The organism is Paenibacillus sp. FSL L8-0494, assembly GCF_038003695.1.
GTDB lineage: Bacteria > Bacillota > Bacilli > Paenibacillales > Paenibacillaceae > Paenibacillus_AQ > Paenibacillus_AQ odorifer.
In genome coordinates this window covers 171,553-187,141 of record NZ_JBBOPQ010000001.1, presented here as the reverse complement: position 1 = coordinate 187,141, position 15,589 = coordinate 171,553, and the positions used below count along the sequence as shown (strand labels likewise).

Here is a 15,589-nt window from a genome sequence, read left to right as displayed (position 1 = left end):
AATGTTAAGTATGATGCAAGAAGTATGTTGTATTGCCTGCAATCTAAAAACTACGAAGATAGCTGTAGTTGATTGTCAATTTCCTTGCCTATTTCTACTGCGGCAGCCTCGTCCGTGACGAGAATATTCTCCTGCCCGAAACGCAGCATGGCATGAATGGCTTTGGCCTTGGGTTTGCCTCCTGCAATACCGATGACTTTCTCTGTCCGAATAATATCTTCTAGACGTAGACCCATCGTAAGCATGGTATGGACAACCTGACCCTCTTCATTGAAATAATAGCCAAAAGATTCGGCCACTGCCCCTTCACCCTGGATTTCCGAGACTGTAGCCTCGTCCAGTTTGCGGCGGCGGGTCATTTCAATGGCATCCCCAATCCCATGTACAATAATACGCGAACTGCGGATGGTTTGTACAATCTCTCCAATATTAGAGTCAAGTGCCAGCGATTGGTATGCATCCCCACTAAGCAAATCAGGGACATGCAACAACCGGTAGTTGGCTCCAACCCGCTTTGCCATTGTTGAGGCAATCGTGTTGGCTTGAATCTCCATACTCTCTCCTAATCCTCCACGCGCCGGAACAAACCAAGCGTTCTTATAGGAAAGGGACAACGGTGGTGTCAGTTGATCAGCCATATCGGCAAGCGTCGATCCACCTGTGACGGCAACTGTATCATCTGGGCGAAGTATACTCAGCAGCGCTTTCGCACCCGCCCGGCCAAGCTCTCGTTTGGTGAACGGCGATGACTCACAATCACCCGGTACTACAATAACTTTATCCAGACCATACGTTGCTCGAATTTTCTCTTCCAGCTCATCCAGACCAAATAGGCTCTTAACAACCGGCTCTAGCAAATCAAGCAGTCTACGTCCAGCAGCGCTAATGCGCATGCCAACACTCTCGATCTCAATAAGCCCTTGCGATTTCAGAAGATCCGTCTCGGCACGCAGTACCCGCTCAGTCATATCTAGCGAAGCGGCTAGCGTTCTGCGCCCAATAATATCGGACAGCATGATCTGATGAAGAATCGTGTACCGTCTCTTAAGGGTTTCCATGAGATCAGGCAGAAGCTGCTTTTGGATATCTAATAAATTACGCATACTTTCACTCCTGCAACTTCGTCTTCCTCTATTCCCTTGTTCATGGTCTCAAAACGTCCCGGGTAAACTTTTTAAGTCCCACCCATATTCTAACCAAATATTGCTCGAAGCGCAAGTCTTCCGAGAGTAGAATTCTCAAGCGCTTGTCTTCTTATACATTAATAAGGTCAGAAAAAGATATAGCGCCCGATGCCTGTCCCTAAAGCGCTTGTCCAGTATTAATATTACATTGCAATTGTGTAAAAATTGTATTATAATCATTTTTGTTGCGCCCGTGGTCCAATGGATATGACGTAGGCCTCCGAAGCCTGAGATCCAAGTTCGATTCTTGGCGGGCGCGCCATTAATTTCATTTTTGCACATAATTTAGTAGTGCCTATACTACTACTTAACCAAAGAGCCGCTTGTCGGCTCTTTTTTTTGAATATAAGTTTGACTTTCTTTGACTTTTTGTTTGAATTTGTTTATCATGTGGGTAATACGGCAAGAGTAAAAATGAATACATTTAAAGAACCAATATCAAGGAGGTTTTCCACGTGAGTTATATTCCTATGGTAGTAGAACAGAGCAACCGCGGCGAGCGCGCTTATGACATCTATTCCCGCCTGCTGAAGGACCGCATCATTTTCCTTGGAACGGAGGTTAATGACGTGGTAGCCAATTCTATCATCGCACAAATGCTGTTCTTGGCTGCCGAAGATCCTGACAAGGACATTCACCTTTACGTGAATAGCCCAGGCGGTTCCATTACTGCAGGTATGGCTATTTTTGATACAATGCAGTACATTAAACCAGACGTTTCCACCATCTGTGTGGGTATGGCAGCTTCCATGGGAGCTTTCCTGCTAAACGCTGGCGCCAAAGGCAAACGCTTTGCACTGCCTAACAGCGAGATCATGATCCACCAGCCTCTGGGTGGTGCTCAAGGTCAAGCAACGGACATTGAAATCCGTGCCCGCCGCATCCTCAAATTGCGCGATAAGCTGAACCGTATTCTAGCAGAACGTACGGGTCAACCTCTAGAACGTATTGAGAAGGATACAGATCGCGACTACTTCATGACTGCTGCAGACGCGGCTGAATACGGTATCGTAGATAAAGTAATCGAGAAGACATTGCCTAGCGGTGTGTAAGCTATAAAGTAAAAATATAAAGAGGCTGTGCTCTAACCATAAAGGATAGGGCACAGCCTCTTTATATTTTATAGAAGACCTAAATCCAATCAATTCAGCCCTCCATAACCTAGTGCATCCAGCTTCTCGGCAATTACGCGATAACCCCGGCCATTCGGATGCAAATGATCAATGGATAACAGCCCTCTCTCATTTCCTGCGAACTCACTGTAAATCGAAGCAAATCCACATACTCGGCTGCTGTACTGTGCTGCGTATTGATTAAACTGTCTGACCCACTCTGTCGCACCAACCACCTGAGGATAGGGATTATATAATCCCACAATTCTAATGATAAAAGGTCTACGCGTCCTCACCTTCAATTGTATAAGGATATTCATAATTGCAGAGAAATTTTGTTTGCATTCCTGAAGCGATCTGCGCAGTTCTGCGGATAAGTTCCCTTGCTGTCTTGCTGCTGATTTGGCCGCGTGAATCAAATCATTACCACCGATAGACACAGTGATGATATCGGCTTCTCGAACGGCCTCACGCATCATGGAATTTCCGCGCAGCCGCTGCTCCAGCTCTGAAGTAGTCATTCCGTTCACGCCTAAATTCGTAGAGGCTACAGCAGTCCGCAGTCTCCCTTCTGCCATTCTACGGTACACCGGAACAAAACCGTTACCTGGCAGAGCACCAAATCCAGTCGTCAAGGAATCGCCAATTGCAGTATATTGGTAGCCCATAGCTCTCCCCCGTTCATAAACTAGTTACTCCCTTTAGCATATGAACTAGAGACAACTCCGGTAAGGGGGAGATGCCTTGTGCTGACATTAGCGGAGACGAGGTATCTCCATTTATTTCATGCCAGCAAACGGGCTGCTGTCATCCGGCAAAAGCTCTTTGAAACTAAAGGTATACTCAGGGAAGCCTGCAGCATACGCTGTGTACTCATATAATTGGAAGAACAGAACAACCTTGTCATCCTTCAGATAGAAATATTTCTCCGTATTCAATCCGTTGAATCCTCCCAAATAACTATCCTCTGCCTTCAGCAGCTTGCTCAGCTTAGCATTCAGCTGTTTTTTGTAGTTTGGATTAGCTCCAAACAGGTCGCCCAACAATAGACGTTTACCATCTTTAAGCGAGAAGGTGAATGCCTCACGGTTAGTCATTCCATGAGCGCCGCCCGTATCACTATACTGATGCATCACTATGCTGATCACACCATTCTGATTGTAGGTCACTACATAACCTGAATCATAGGTGTATTTGGGCTCTGCTCCATCTCGATCGGAGATATCCTGTTCTGCACCCGCCGCGAATTTCATAACACTTTCCTTCAAAGTATTATTAATAGCTTGTTGCGCACTGGAATTGCCCAATCCACTGATCTTCGGATAATCAAGCTGAATAAAAGCTTCTGTCCGATCTTTAGCATAAGTTTCCGTGGTTACCGTCAGCGCGTTCTGCGGTCTGTTCACCACATTCAGCTTACTGGCGGCCCGACTCCAATCTACCTTATAACCCATATAATCATTTAACAATCCTGATGGAACATAGAGGCGATTATTAATTAACTTCCCTTCATACTCTCGAATGAAATAGTTGTTCACCCACACAGAAGTACCGTAACTGGATAACATCAACTTCGCCTTGGCCGATCCTTTTCCAATCATGTACGCATTTTCCTTCTTATCATACGCAAGCGGTAATCCCAACACATCTCGCATAAAAGTTATGGGAATCCAGGCCTGTCCTTCCTTCAAAATACCTTCCTGTAACGAATTTATCCCGTTTGCCTTTAAAACGATACGCGAATCAATAGCTTTATTCTCCGTTTTACTAGCTGCTGCATAACCCGTTTCGCTGGGCAGCAGACCTCCACCAAACAATAAACCTGCCGACATCAGACCTATGCCCCATTTGCGTACTGTTTCTTTTGAAATAATATTCATCATCTTATTTTTCCTCTCCTTTCCAATTTATTAAACAGAATTGTAGAGAACTTACACAAAAAAAGAGGCGCCCCCCACTATTATTAGTGGAAGATCACCTCTCCTCTCTGCATTCACCTTGTTCTGATACTATTTCAATTCATACATTACGCTTAGCTGAGTTGTAACTTTAACTACTCCGGGTTGCACGGATGTGCTTGCACCAGCATCTGCTGCAGCCATATTCATTTTTAGATTCTGTTCAAAATAAACCGGAGTGATATCGCCATCATTTTGGCTGACCGTGATCACTTGACCCAAGCTGCGTTTAGCTGCCTTAGCAATAGCACCTGCTTTAACATCTGCATTCGCCATCGCTTTTTCAATCACCTGAGCTTCAAATGCAGAAGTATCTTCCACAGAAAAACGTGCATTTCCGATATTATTTGCCCCTGCCGCAGATGCAGCGTCCAGCAATTCACCAACCTTGGTCAGATCTCTATAAGACACTAACAGCGTATGATTGGCGTTGTACCCCTTCACTTGCTGTCCTTCTTTTTCGCTGTAACTATAATTGGGTTGCACATAAAACTGCGTGCTTTGAATATCTTTATCTGCAATTTTCCAAGTATTCTTTAGTAAAGTCATAATCTTCTGAATTTTAGCGGCATTGGTCTTCTGCGCTTCTTGCGCAGTTGTGGCCGTAGTATCCACACCGATGGTCAAGTATACGATATCCGGCTTGAGGGACAATTCGCCTTTACCTACTACACTAACGACATTTTTCTGCACTTCATCTGCGTAAGCCTTTGCAGGACCTTGGAAAACACCACTCATGCTGATCCCTCCAATTAACAAACTCCCTACGATCATCACTGAACCAATTTTCTTCAATAAACCTTTCATATTTGCCAGCCCCTTTCATTTCTTGTGATTTGTTATTATCCTCTAGACGAGTCATTTTGGTAAATGTTGCACGTCTCAATCTATTTTTTGGTATTAAAAAAAGCCCCGAAGGGCTTTTGGTCATGCGATAAATAAAGTCTTCCTAGCAGAAACGATGTTGTCTTCCTATTATTGGTTCTCAAGCTCTTCTTTGCTGACCAGACTTGTCAAAGCGTTTACAGCTTGATCGGCATCCGCACCGTCCGCGCTAATGTAAATCTCCGTGCCGGAACTGATAGCGAGGCTCATAATCCCCATAATACTTTTAGCATTTACTTTTTTATCATCTTTTTCCACGAAAATCTCCGACGAAAACTTGTTAGCTTCTTGCACAAACAATGCTGCCGGTCGGGCATGAAGCCCTGTCTTCAACCGAACAACTACCGGGTGCTTTGTCATGAAACGCTTACCCCCTAATTGAGTTCTCCCCAAAAGTTTCACATTAATTTTATATTATTATATCATTATAACGTAAACCACACTAGAAAAAAAGTAATTAGCCGCCTCGAACCTTGTCCGCCAGCTCATCAATCTTACGAAGCCGATGATTTACTCCCGACTTACTGACTGTACCTTTGAGCATTTCACCAACCTCCTTGAGGTTGATATCTGGATGCGCCATTCGAATTTCTGCTACTTCACGCAGTTTATCCGGCAAATTCTCCAGTCCCATTTCTCGCTGCAACAGCTTGATATTCTCAATCTGCCGCACCGCAGCACTTATTGTTTTGTTGAGATTTGCGGTCTCGCAGTTCACGATCCGATTCACGGAATTACGCATATCGCGCATAATTCTTACATCCTCAAATTTGAACAACGCCTGATGCGCTCCAATCAAACTTAAGAATTCAATGATCTTCTCGCCTTCTTTAATGTAAAGAATGAATCCTTTTTTACGTTCAATACAGCGTGCATTTAAGTGGAATTCCCCAGCCAGATCCACTAATGCTTTACAATGTTCCTCATACATCGAGGAAATCTCCAAATGGTAGGAGGAGCCTTCCGGATTATTAACCGATCCGCCAGCCAGAAAGGCACCACGCAAATAAGCACGCTTGCAGCAGTTATTCCCAACAATCTCATCATCAATACCATCGGTAAAAATAAATCCTTCCGACACAATTCTAAGATCCTTTAGGATCTCTTGTACACGGTTTGGAATTCTGACGATATAGACGTTATTTTTCTTCAAACGCATTTTTTTACGCACGAGTAGCTCAATATGGACCTGGTAATATTTCTTAAGTAAAGAATATACCCGCCTTGCAATCGCGGCGTTCTCCGTCGAAATGTCGAGAATAACCTTTTTGCTTGAAAGCTGCACAGATCCATTCATACGGATAAGCGCTGACATTTCCGCCTTCTCGCAGCAGGGTTCACTCTCCACCATCGTCAGCTCTTTTTTGGTAAGGGCCGCAAAAGACAAGGGTCTCACCTCTTTCTTGATAAGTACTTCATTCTCATCTATAAGTTATACCCTAGGGTTTCTGTTTATCCAATCCTGCACAAGCTGATAAATGTGATGGCTAAGCTTATCGGTATCATGTCTCAAATAAGTTCGGAATAAAACCAGTTTATCGGCTATAACCTTGTATCCATTGCCATCCAGCGCTTCTTTATCAAGCTGCACCGGGCGCGCGCCCTTCTCGGCGTACTTCGTCTGGACCTGTTCCGGAATCTCACCGTCATTAACAATAACATAATCGAATAAATCGATCCCGATATGATCATATACAGCTTGAAGATGATCGCTGACGGTATAGTTATCCGTTTCACCCGGCTGAGTCATTACGTTGCAGACGAAAATTTTGATAGCATTCGAAGATACAACCGCTTCTGCCAGTTTCGGAACAAGCAGGTTGGGAAGAATGCTCGTATACAGACTGCCAGGACCCAGCAGGATCGCATCTGCATTCCGAATCGCCTCAAGCGCTTCGGGCAACGGTTCTACATCTGGCGGCTCCAAGGACACTCGTCTGATGATCCCGCCAGCTTCAGGGATTTTGGACTCCCCTGTGATAATCGTGCCGTCCGACATTTCTGCATGCAGGATTACAGCTTCACCGGCCGCAGGCAATACCCGGCCGCGAACAGCGAATAATCTACTGAGCTCCCGAACAGCCGTAACGAAATCGCCAGATATATCCGTGAGCGCAGCAAGAATCAAGTTGCCGAGACTATGACCAGCTAGTCCCTCACCCGTGTTGAAACGGTATCTCATAATCTCTGCCATGAGCGGCTCAACATCAGCCATAGCTGTCAATACGTTGCGGATGTCCCCAGGAGGAGGCATTTGCAGTTCACTGCGTAAAATACCAGAGCTTCCCCCATCATCGGCAACGGTAACAATAGCAGTAATATCTAATGGCTTCTCTTTTAAACCACGAAGCATGACAGATAACCCCGTGCCACCGCCCATAACGACGATACGTGGACGCTGTCTTTGTTCTTCAGCCACTATGACCCCTTCTCTCTAGTGCCGATCACGCTCGGAATCCCTATGACTAACGGTTACGGATTCCGTCTCGCTAACGCCCAGCATTTTACCCAAATACTCGGATATGGCTACGGAACGGTGTTTACCTCCCGTACAGCCAATGCCAATGATAATCTGGGACTTACCTTCCTTACGATATTGCGGAATTAGAAAATGAAGCATATCGAGCAGTTTGGTCAGGAACACCTGTGTTTCAGGCCACTTCATTACATAATCGTAGACTTCACTATCCTGGCCGGTTTTAGGCCGCAGATGGTCCACATAATGTGGGTTAGGCAAGAAGCGGACATCGAAGACAAGATCTGCATCAATAGGAATACCGTACTTAAATCCGAAGGATGTAATATTGACGGAAAGCGTACTTTTTCCTAGATGCGAAAACCGTGAAATGATCTTCTCCTTAAGCTGCACGGGCTTCATACTGCTGGTATCTAAACATAACGTAGCTGAATTTTTCAATTCTTCAAGCATCTTACGTTCTAGCTTGATACCATCAAGCGGCAGCCCCTTAGGTGCTAATGGATGATGACGTCGACTTTCCTTGTAACGCTGAACAAGTACTGAATCTGTAGCATCCAAAAACAAGATCTCACAGCCAATGGTTGACTCATCCTTGATATAGGCAAGAGACTCAGACAAAGCAGTGAAGAATTCTCGACCACGCAGGTCAATTACAAGGGCTACCTTGGCAATCTTACCCTTCGACTGTTCAATTAGCTCTGCGAACTTGGGAATCAGTACCGGTGGTAAATTATCGACACAGAAGAACCCTAGGTCTTCCAGACTCTGTACAGCAATTGTCTTCCCCGCACCTGACATTCCCGTAATAATAATCAGGGTGGCTCCAGCCGTTGGGGTATTGTCCAATTCGGTCATAAAAGCGTCCCCTCCCTAGATTTAGTATATGAATACTTCCCGTCTTTTAAGAACGCAGCAAAAGGCCGGCAGCCCCAACAATACCTGCGTCATTGCCAAGCTCAGCTGGAATAATCGAAACACCAGTTTGAAGCGGAGCCGGTGTCAATTTCGCAAACACACGACGAACCTCATCAAATAGAATATCTCCAGCCTTAGACACGCCGCCGCCAACGATAAATACTTCAGGGTTAAGCACAGCCGCAACAGAAGCCATGGATTTACCCAGATAGTACGCTGCACGATTTACTATACGGATAGCTACTTCATCGCCAGCCTTAGCCGCATCAAAGACTTCTTTCGCAGCAATCTTCTCTACCATAGAGAGGGAAGTACGATCGCCACGAGCTACTGCATCATTAGCCATGCGGATAATACCTGTAGCGGAGGAAACGGTTTCCAGACAGCCCATGTTGCCACAGCCGCATTGAATAGCTTCCAGATCCGGCACTACTGTGATATGTCCAAGCTCACCAGCTAATCCCGCAAAACCTTGATAAATCTTTCCATTAATAATGATTCCGCCACCGACACCTGTTCCAAGCGTATAGCAGACACAGTTATCAACGCCACGTCCCGCACCACTCCAAGCTTCCCCCAGTGCAGCCACATTCGCATCATTGTCTATTTTGACAGGCTTGTTCCAACGATCTTCCAAAATGGAACGGATCGGCACATCTCTAAATCCTATGTTAGGCGCAAGGATGATGATTCCTTCACGAATATTTGTGAACCCGGCTACACCCGCTCCTACACCTGCAAGCTGATCCCAAGAGTACGGGGAATCCTCCACAATTTGGCGTACATACTTCTCGATATTATCGATAACAGTATCGACACCCTCTGCAGTTCCTGTAGGTCCCTCATAAGTATGTAGCAGGGTACCTTCAGCATTACAGATTCCAACCTTAATTGCAGTTCCACCCAAATCCACGCCAACGTAGATATTCTCAGACATGTAACAAGCCACCTTTTTTTATACTAAAATAGTTAATCCTAAGTACCAACTATAATAGAAGCCCTCTCTGTGGTCAAGGAAAGACAACACACCCGGGAATTCCTTATTTTAAGAGTATACTCTATTATATTCTAAAAAGACCCCCTTACACCTAAGTAAGAGAGTCTCGTACCTATATTATTATCTGGAAAATAACCCAACGTACCGATTTATTCTGATAAAATGCGCTTTTGTCCCTCTAGTGCTCGGATTGGAGCGATATTCTGTGTGAACTCTAGCGTGCCCATATATTGGCCTGACTCGTCTCGTACAGCGAAGTAACGGATGTAGATAAACTTATCCTTGATGTTGATCCAGAAGTCTTCAGCATCCTTACGACCTGCCTTAAAGTCTTCCAAAAGCTTCTCTACCACATGAACACTTTGCGGGGGATGACAGTTCTGTACTGTACGGCCGATAACCGCTTTAGTTCGAGCAAAGATACGTTCCTTCCCGTGTGAAAAATATCGAACGACATCATTCTCGTCAATGAAGGTTAGATCTACAGGCAGATGGTTGAGTACGGTCTCGAGCTGATGCAGTGACAACAACCCTGTCTCAAAACGGATGAACCCGCCTTGCGGCGTCGCTCCTTCTGTTTCTTCCGGCACTGCGCCTTCCGGATCTGCAGCCCGCTCAGGGATCCACTCCTGCTCTGGTGCGGTTAGGCAGAACCCGATCTCATCGCTCTCCCGGGCGATTTTGACCCATTCATCTTCCGTCAGTTTGTCCAGGGCCATGGGCAGTAGAATATTTTCCTCCTTAAAGATCATTTCATTAACTTCCTTGATGATCTCCTCAAGCTGAACGCCTATTTCTGCTGCGTTTCCGCTATAAGTGCTGAGCGCTGCTTTTGCCTCTTTAATCATACGGCGGATATTATCATCCACTCCCCACATTACCTTGGTTGGGCCATAAATGCCGTATTTTTCGAGGTATGGGAACAGCAGATTTTCTTTTCGGCTATAGTGCTTATCAAGATCCAGCAGCAAGCTAAGATCCTCCAACAACTTGAAGATCAATTCCTCACTATCGTTCTTTTGAAACTTTGTTGCGTGCAGATCCATGCGGAAGTTAACAAGTCTTTCGATCTCACGATTCTCCAATTTGAAGGTGTGTACTGGATGGCCTGGCTGCTCCTCGGGCTTAGACGAGCGGTGAATCTGCTCAATAGAGCCTTTAAAGATGGCTGTATGCACCGAACAAAGACGTTGGACCTCGGATACCGGAATTCCTTCTTCGGTCATTAATGAATGCTCCATCGCGGAAATCTCCGCTACGGTAACATCACCCACAGCTTCGGCGAACCGCGCCTTAACCTCTTCTACACTTTTGCCTGCATGCAGCTCTTTAATAATTTCCTTAAGCATAGCCTGGCGACGAGTCTGTTCCGGCACATCAACTTCACGGTTGTTAATTAGTTCGCTCATATTAACACTCCTTTATTAAATAATCTCGAAACCATGACGTTCAAAAGTTAGCTTCACGTGCTCGAGATCCATTTTCTTCAGCTTAATTCCTTTGGATAAGGTCATGAAACGGCCAGCGGTCTGCAGCATGCCAGGCTTGGCAATATCCTTAAAGCCCAGCTCTACCATAATCTCGATGACCTCCGGATGCCGTGATACCATCTCGAATATAGATTCATCCAAACTCAGCACTTTTTCCATTTGACTCTTCTCCTTTATGTGAGAACTATTCTCAATAAAAGATTAGCACAGGCCGTACAGGACCATTGTGATTGCAATCACTAATTTCCAAGAATGCAATTATCGTTCTTTTAAAGACGAATTATGTATGCTTTGAACCTAAAAAAAACTGTCCCCTACGCTTAAAAAGCATAAGAGACAGCCTGATCTGTCATTAATTAATTATTTATTATAGCGTTACTCCTGTTTTGAATATGGAGATCTCACGGAAATTATTCTTTTCATTATTAACCCATTCACCGCTGGCCACCGAAATAATATAGTTTATGAAGCTGCGCAGGACCTCATCTGGAGAACCATCTTCCACCAATACACCTGCATTAAAATCGATCCAGTGACGTTTGCCTTCATACAATGGGGTATTGGTAGATACCTTCATCGTTGGCACGAATGTACCAAATGGTGTTCCCCGCCCGGTCGTAAAGATCACCAATTGGCAGCCAGCAGCAGCCAGTGCAGAGGAAGCCACTAGATCATTGCCAGGTGCGTTAAGGAGATTTAAGCCTTTGTTAGTGATAAGCTCTCCATACTTGAGTACATCCATCACTGTAGCGTTCCCGGATTTTTGAGTACAACCCAATGATTTATCCTCAAGCGTAGTAATCCCTCCGGCTTTATTCCCTGGAGAAGGATTTTCATATACCGGCTGTTTATAGTCCATAAAATACTGCTTAAAGTCATTAATGAGATCGACAATTTTGTGGAAAATATTTTCGTCCGCAGCACGTTCCATTAGAATTTTTTCGGCACCGAACATTTCAGGTACTTCAGTCAGTACAGTGGTCCCGCCTTGAGCAGCCATATAATCAGACAGACGTCCAAGGAGCGGATTCGCAGTAATACCGGATAACCCGTCGGAGCCTCCACATTTCAGACCGATTTTCAGCTCAGAGAGTGATACCTCTTCCCTTTGATCGCCTTGGACATTATTATAGATTTCCTTCAGCAGCTTCACGCCTTCTTCAATCTCATTCCCAACCTCCTGGGAGACAAGGAAACGCACACGATCCTCATCATAACTGCCAAGCATATCTTTAAAAATATGCAAATTGTTATTCTCACAGCCCAATCCGAGCACAAGCACGCCGCCCGCATTCGGGTGTTTAACCGCGTTAGCCAGTATCGTACGTGTATTGTCATGATCATCGCCCAGCTGGGAGCAACCGTAGTTATGCTTAAGCACGAGCACGTTATCGAAAGGTGCGATATCCCCAACCTCTGCTTTGAAAATATTGATGATCTGCTCCGCCACTCCATTCACACAACCAACAGTAGGGACGATCCACAGCTCATTGCGGATACCTACAGATCCATCAAAGCGGCGATACCCCTTAAAGGTCAAATTCTCCGCTGCAAAAGGATTCGGCGTCAGCTTCTGCTCAAAGGTATATTCCTCTACCCCTGTTAGGTTTGTCTTAGTGTTATGGGTATGCACCCACTGCCCCGGCGCGATAGACGCTATAGCATGACCAATGGGGTAACCATATTTCAATACGTTTTCACCTTCGCTAATGCTGGACAGTGCAATTTTATGGCCTCTAGCGATATCTTCAGTAATTTTAATCTCTTTTGAACCAATCACAATGGTGTCGCCTGCTTTATAGTCTTTAAGTGCAACAGCGACATTATCAGCCTCATTAATCTGCAATACTTCTTTCATCGTCTTGATCATATCATTGTCACCTCCAGGGTATTAGTTGTGTGCCGGTCTCTTCACGAACGCTTTTAAGGCTTGCTTCATGCCATTTTTCTCAATCGCAATCAGTCCTTCTGTCACCTTGTCAGTAAGTCCAGCCACTTCATTCAGATCACAGCCCCAGCGATTGGTTGCGGCAAGTACTTCGACGGCCAGTGCGCGCAGCCCGGTGTCTGTGCCATCCCATCCTCCCCATAAGGAGGCGAACCATTCCAAAATATCCGCATCATCAGCCAGTTGAATGTTTTCTTCCCCTCTGCGTCCTCTATAGAAGGCAATTAATGCGCTCAATGAGAAGACAAGCTTTTCAGGCAATTGTCCTTTGGCCTCTACATATCGCAGTAAAGAAGGCAGATCTCTTGTCTTAAACTTCGATATAGAATTGAGGGAAATGCTCATCAAGTAATGCTGCACATAAGGGTTCAGGAATCTTTCTAATACCGCGTCTGCAAAAGAATTCAATTCCTCTGCCGGCAGATCCAGCGTTGGAATAATCTCATCGTAGATTAAGGACTTCACGTACGCCCCAACCTCTTCGTGCTCAATGGCCTCAGCAACCGTATCAATACCGTACAAATACGCTACTGGTGTCATAGCTGTATGAGCTCCGTTTAAAATCCTCACTTTACGAGTCCGATAAGGGGCCATATCATCCACCACCAACACATTAAGACCTGCTAGTTCAGCCGGGAACTCCTTTTTAATCCACTGTGGTCCTTCAATTACCCAAAGATGGAATTGCTCGCCGACAACGACCAGCTTATCCTCATAACCCAACTCTTCTGTAATCTCGGCAATGCTGTCTCTTGGATAACCGGGAACAATGCGGTCCACCAGACTGCAGCAGAAGGTATTAGCTTCATTCAACCAGTTCACAAAACCTTCTCCAAGATTCCACAGCTCAGCATATTTCAAAATAACCTTTTTGAGCTCATCACCATTCCGGTCAATCAGCTCACATGGAATGATGATAAAACCTTTAGAAGCATCCCCATTAAAAATTTGATAACGTTTGTACAATAAGGCCGTCAGCTTGCCCGGGAAACTACTCTGCGGCGTATCGGTTAACTTGTCGCCGGCTTCAAAAGCAATTCCCGCTTCAGTAGTATTAGACACGATAAAGCGCAGCTCAGGGTTCTCAGCCAGCTTCATATACTCCTCATGCTGTGAATAGGGATTAAGCGTCCGCGTAATACAATTAATTACCTCGTGCTCTTTTACAGCCGCTCCGTCTTTAATGCCTTGCAGATAAAGGGTATACAGCCCATTCTGATCATTTAGCATTTCCGCCAGTCCGTTAGCCAGCGGCTGTACAACAACCACTCCACCATTGAAATCCGTTTTTTGATTCATGGTATGAATCTGCCAATCTACAAAAGCGCGCATGAAATTGCCTTCGCCAAATTGTAGGACCTTCTCAGGATACTGCTTGTAAGCTGTCCAATTATCGCTATTTAATCTTTTCATATAAACGCCTCCTAATAGTAAATGCACACGATAAACTAATTAAACAAACTATATAAAATCATATTTATATTGATAATTAATTAAATATATGCACACGTGAAAATTTTAGATAGCAACCCTTTACGATAGTAAAGGATTAGGCTGCTATACGCAGCCTCTACTTCTGCAACTTCCTGACTGATTCTCTGGCAATAAGCTCTGTCTCGATCGAGATCCGCCCGTCTTTTTCTGAGGGCTCCTTGACCAAGCTTAACAGCTGGCGAGCGCCTTGCTCACTAATCTTCTCAATAGGACGTTTGACCGTGGTGAGTGAAGGATTGGCAAAAAGTGAAAACCCAATGTCGTCAAAACCAACAACAGAGATATCATTTGGCACCTGCAGCCCTCGCTCAAACACACCTTTCATAGCCCCAATCGCCATATCATCATTGGAGCAAAATACAGCAGTTGGTGGTTTCTCGAGATCCAGTAGCTTGCCCATCGCCTCATATCCACTTTGCATATCATAATTACCACTTATCATGTAGTCATTACGAACAGGGATATTATGGTCAATCAAAGCTTTTATAAAGCCATCTCTGCGTTCCTGTGTGGATTTAAAGCCCTCGACACCTTCAATAATTGCAATGTCTTGATGCCCGTTTTCGATCAGGTATTTGCCTGCATTATAAGCACCTTCCCGGTCGTTCGAGATGATGTTGATAATGGAGCGGTCATCAATTTCCCGGTTCAGCACAACGATTGGAATGCCTTGCTGGACAACATGGTAAATGAATTTATTATCTGCTTCACTCTGGCTCATTAGAATAATTCCATCAAAACGTTTGCGATGAATAGAGGAATATTCCGCATAATCGTCGATCCCACGGATGAACAGATTGTACTCTACATCTATGACACTATTTACACCACGAATCGTGTCAGAGAAGAAACCCGAAGTTGTGCCGTTGGCAATACTCGTGAAGAACAGACCAATGGTATAGGATCGCTGCATCACAAGGCTTTTGGCATTGTAATTAGGGACGTAGCCCACTTGCGCAGCGATCTCGGCAATTTTTTTACGTGTGACCTCTTTAATTAGTGGACTATTGTTAAGTGCTCTCGATACAGTTGTATGCGATACATTCGCCAATTTGGCGATATCCTTGATTGTAGGTGCCATGGGTCAACCTTCCTTATCAAACGGGTTTGGCTCTTCCATGTAAGGA

Annotated in this window: 15 protein-coding genes and 1 tRNA gene; 2 read left to right on the top strand and 14 right to left on the bottom strand. The window is 45.0% G+C overall.

Annotated features, from left to right (window positions below; all coding sequences use genetic code 11):
* Positions 1-50: 50 nt before the first annotated feature.
* The gene (locus NYE35_RS00915) at positions 51-1,103 is read right to left on the bottom strand and encodes a sugar-binding transcriptional regulator (protein WP_339824209.1); all 1,053 of its coding nucleotides are present in this window, start codon (positions 1,101-1,103) and stop codon (positions 51-53) included.
* A gap of 268 nt (positions 1,104-1,371) precedes the next feature.
* Between NYE35_RS00915 and NYE35_RS00910 the strand changes: the two genes are divergently transcribed.
* Together NYE35_RS00910 and clpP are read left to right on the top strand one after the other, a co-directional pair.
* A tRNA-Arg gene (locus tag NYE35_RS00910) sits at positions 1,372-1,446 on the top strand.
* A gap of 193 nt (positions 1,447-1,639) precedes the next feature.
* On the top strand, positions 1,640-2,236 hold the full coding sequence (gene clpP / locus NYE35_RS00905) for an ATP-dependent Clp endopeptidase proteolytic subunit ClpP (protein ID WP_036687113.1): 597 nt from the start codon (positions 1,640-1,642) through the stop codon (positions 2,234-2,236).
* An 89-nt stretch (positions 2,237-2,325) separates the two neighbouring features.
* Here clpP and NYE35_RS00900 read toward each other — a convergent pair whose 3' ends face one another.
* From NYE35_RS00900 to NYE35_RS00840, 13 genes are all read right to left on the bottom strand, one after another.
* Positions 2,326-2,964: a GDSL-type esterase/lipase family protein gene (locus NYE35_RS00900; protein WP_341119891.1), complete on the bottom strand. Its 639-nt coding sequence runs from the start codon at positions 2,962-2,964 to the stop codon at positions 2,326-2,328.
* Positions 2,965-3,075: 111 nt separating this feature from the next.
* Positions 3,076-4,179 carry a PdaC/SigV domain-containing protein gene (locus NYE35_RS00895; RefSeq protein ID WP_341119890.1) on the bottom strand — a complete coding sequence of 368 codons (1,104 nt, stop codon included), beginning with the start codon at positions 4,177-4,179 and terminating at the stop codon, positions 3,076-3,078.
* 126 nt (positions 4,180-4,305) lie between these two features.
* Positions 4,306-5,061, bottom strand: a complete 756-nt coding sequence (locus NYE35_RS00890; RefSeq protein WP_076101069.1) for an SIMPL domain-containing protein — start codon at positions 5,059-5,061, stop codon at positions 4,306-4,308.
* Between the two features lie 168 nt (positions 5,062-5,229).
* Positions 5,230-5,499 (bottom strand): HPr family phosphocarrier protein, encoded by a 270-nt coding sequence (locus NYE35_RS00885; RefSeq protein ID WP_036687106.1) that lies wholly within the window; start codon positions 5,497-5,499, stop codon positions 5,230-5,232.
* 97 nt (positions 5,500-5,596) lie between these two features.
* Positions 5,597-6,526, bottom strand: a complete 930-nt coding sequence (whiA, locus tag NYE35_RS00880; protein ID WP_036687104.1) for a DNA-binding protein WhiA — start codon at positions 6,524-6,526, stop codon at positions 5,597-5,599.
* Between the two features lie 45 nt (positions 6,527-6,571).
* On the bottom strand, positions 6,572-7,519 hold the full coding sequence (locus NYE35_RS00875) for a gluconeogenesis factor YvcK family protein (RefSeq protein ID WP_169744815.1): 948 nt from the start codon (positions 7,517-7,519) through the stop codon (positions 6,572-6,574).
* Positions 7,520-7,573: 54 nt separating this feature from the next.
* Positions 7,574-8,473, bottom strand: coding sequence for an RNase adapter RapZ (gene rapZ / locus NYE35_RS00870; protein WP_036687099.1), 900 nt, complete (start codon positions 8,471-8,473; stop codon positions 7,574-7,576).
* Positions 8,474-8,519: 46 nt separating this feature from the next.
* Positions 8,520-9,470, bottom strand: a complete 951-nt coding sequence (locus NYE35_RS00865; protein WP_036687097.1) for an ROK family glucokinase — start codon at positions 9,468-9,470, stop codon at positions 8,520-8,522.
* A 209-nt stretch (positions 9,471-9,679) separates the two neighbouring features.
* A complete protein-coding gene (locus tag NYE35_RS00860; protein ID WP_339824214.1) occupies positions 9,680-10,939 on the bottom strand; it encodes a DUF438 domain-containing protein in 1,260 nt (419 codons plus the stop codon).
* 15 nt (positions 10,940-10,954) lie between these two features.
* Positions 10,955-11,179, bottom strand: a complete 225-nt coding sequence (locus tag NYE35_RS00855) for a DUF1858 domain-containing protein (protein ID WP_036687092.1) — start codon at positions 11,177-11,179, stop codon at positions 10,955-10,957.
* Between the two features lie 208 nt (positions 11,180-11,387).
* Complete coding sequence (locus tag NYE35_RS00850; protein ID WP_036687136.1) at positions 11,388-12,878, bottom strand: UxaA family hydrolase; 1,491 nt, start codon at positions 12,876-12,878, stop codon at positions 11,388-11,390.
* A gap of 33 nt (positions 12,879-12,911) precedes the next feature.
* Positions 12,912-14,381 carry a tagaturonate reductase gene (locus NYE35_RS00845; protein WP_341119889.1) on the bottom strand — a complete coding sequence of 490 codons (1,470 nt, stop codon included), beginning with the start codon at positions 14,379-14,381 and terminating at the stop codon, positions 12,912-12,914.
* A gap of 157 nt (positions 14,382-14,538) precedes the next feature.
* Positions 14,539-15,543 (bottom strand): LacI family DNA-binding transcriptional regulator, encoded by a 1,005-nt coding sequence (locus NYE35_RS00840; protein WP_038568114.1) that lies wholly within the window; start codon positions 15,541-15,543, stop codon positions 14,539-14,541.
* Positions 15,544-15,589 lie beyond the last annotated feature (46 nt).

Coding starts and splice junctions, on each gene's coding strand:
- NYE35_RS00915 (WP_339824209.1), bottom strand. CDS start 1,103: ATGCGTAATTTATTAGATATCCAAAAGCAGCTTCTGCCTGATCTCATG.
- NYE35_RS00900 (WP_341119891.1), bottom strand. CDS start 2,964: ATGGGCTACCAATATACTGCAATTGGCGATTCCTTGACGACTGGATTT.
- NYE35_RS00895 (WP_341119890.1), bottom strand. CDS start 4,179: ATGATGAATATTATTTCAAAAGAAACAGTACGCAAATGGGGCATAGGT.
- NYE35_RS00890 (WP_076101069.1), bottom strand. CDS start 5,061: ATGAAAGGTTTATTGAAGAAAATTGGTTCAGTGATGATCGTAGGGAGT.
- NYE35_RS00885 (WP_036687106.1), bottom strand. CDS start 5,499: ATGACAAAGCACCCGGTAGTTGTTCGGTTGAAGACAGGGCTTCATGCC.
- NYE35_RS00875 (WP_169744815.1), bottom strand. CDS start 7,519: ATGGGCGGTGGCACGGGGTTATCTGTCATGCTTCGTGGTTTAAAAGAG.
- rapZ (WP_036687099.1), bottom strand. CDS start 8,473: ATGACCGAATTGGACAATACCCCAACGGCTGGAGCCACCCTGATTATT.
- NYE35_RS00865 (WP_036687097.1), bottom strand. CDS start 9,470: ATGTCTGAGAATATCTACGTTGGCGTGGATTTGGGTGGAACTGCAATT.
- NYE35_RS00860 (WP_339824214.1), bottom strand. CDS start 10,939: ATGAGCGAACTAATTAACAACCGTGAAGTTGATGTGCCGGAACAGACT.
- NYE35_RS00855 (WP_036687092.1), bottom strand. CDS start 11,179: ATGGAAAAAGTGCTGAGTTTGGATGAATCTATATTCGAGATGGTATCA.
- NYE35_RS00850 (WP_036687136.1), bottom strand. CDS start 12,878: ATGAAAGAAGTATTGCAGATTAATGAGGCTGATAATGTCGCTGTTGCA.
- NYE35_RS00845 (WP_341119889.1), bottom strand. CDS start 14,381: ATGAAAAGATTAAATAGCGATAATTGGACAGCTTACAAGCAGTATCCT.
- NYE35_RS00840 (WP_038568114.1), bottom strand. CDS start 15,543: ATGGCACCTACAATCAAGGATATCGCCAAATTGGCGAATGTATCGCAT.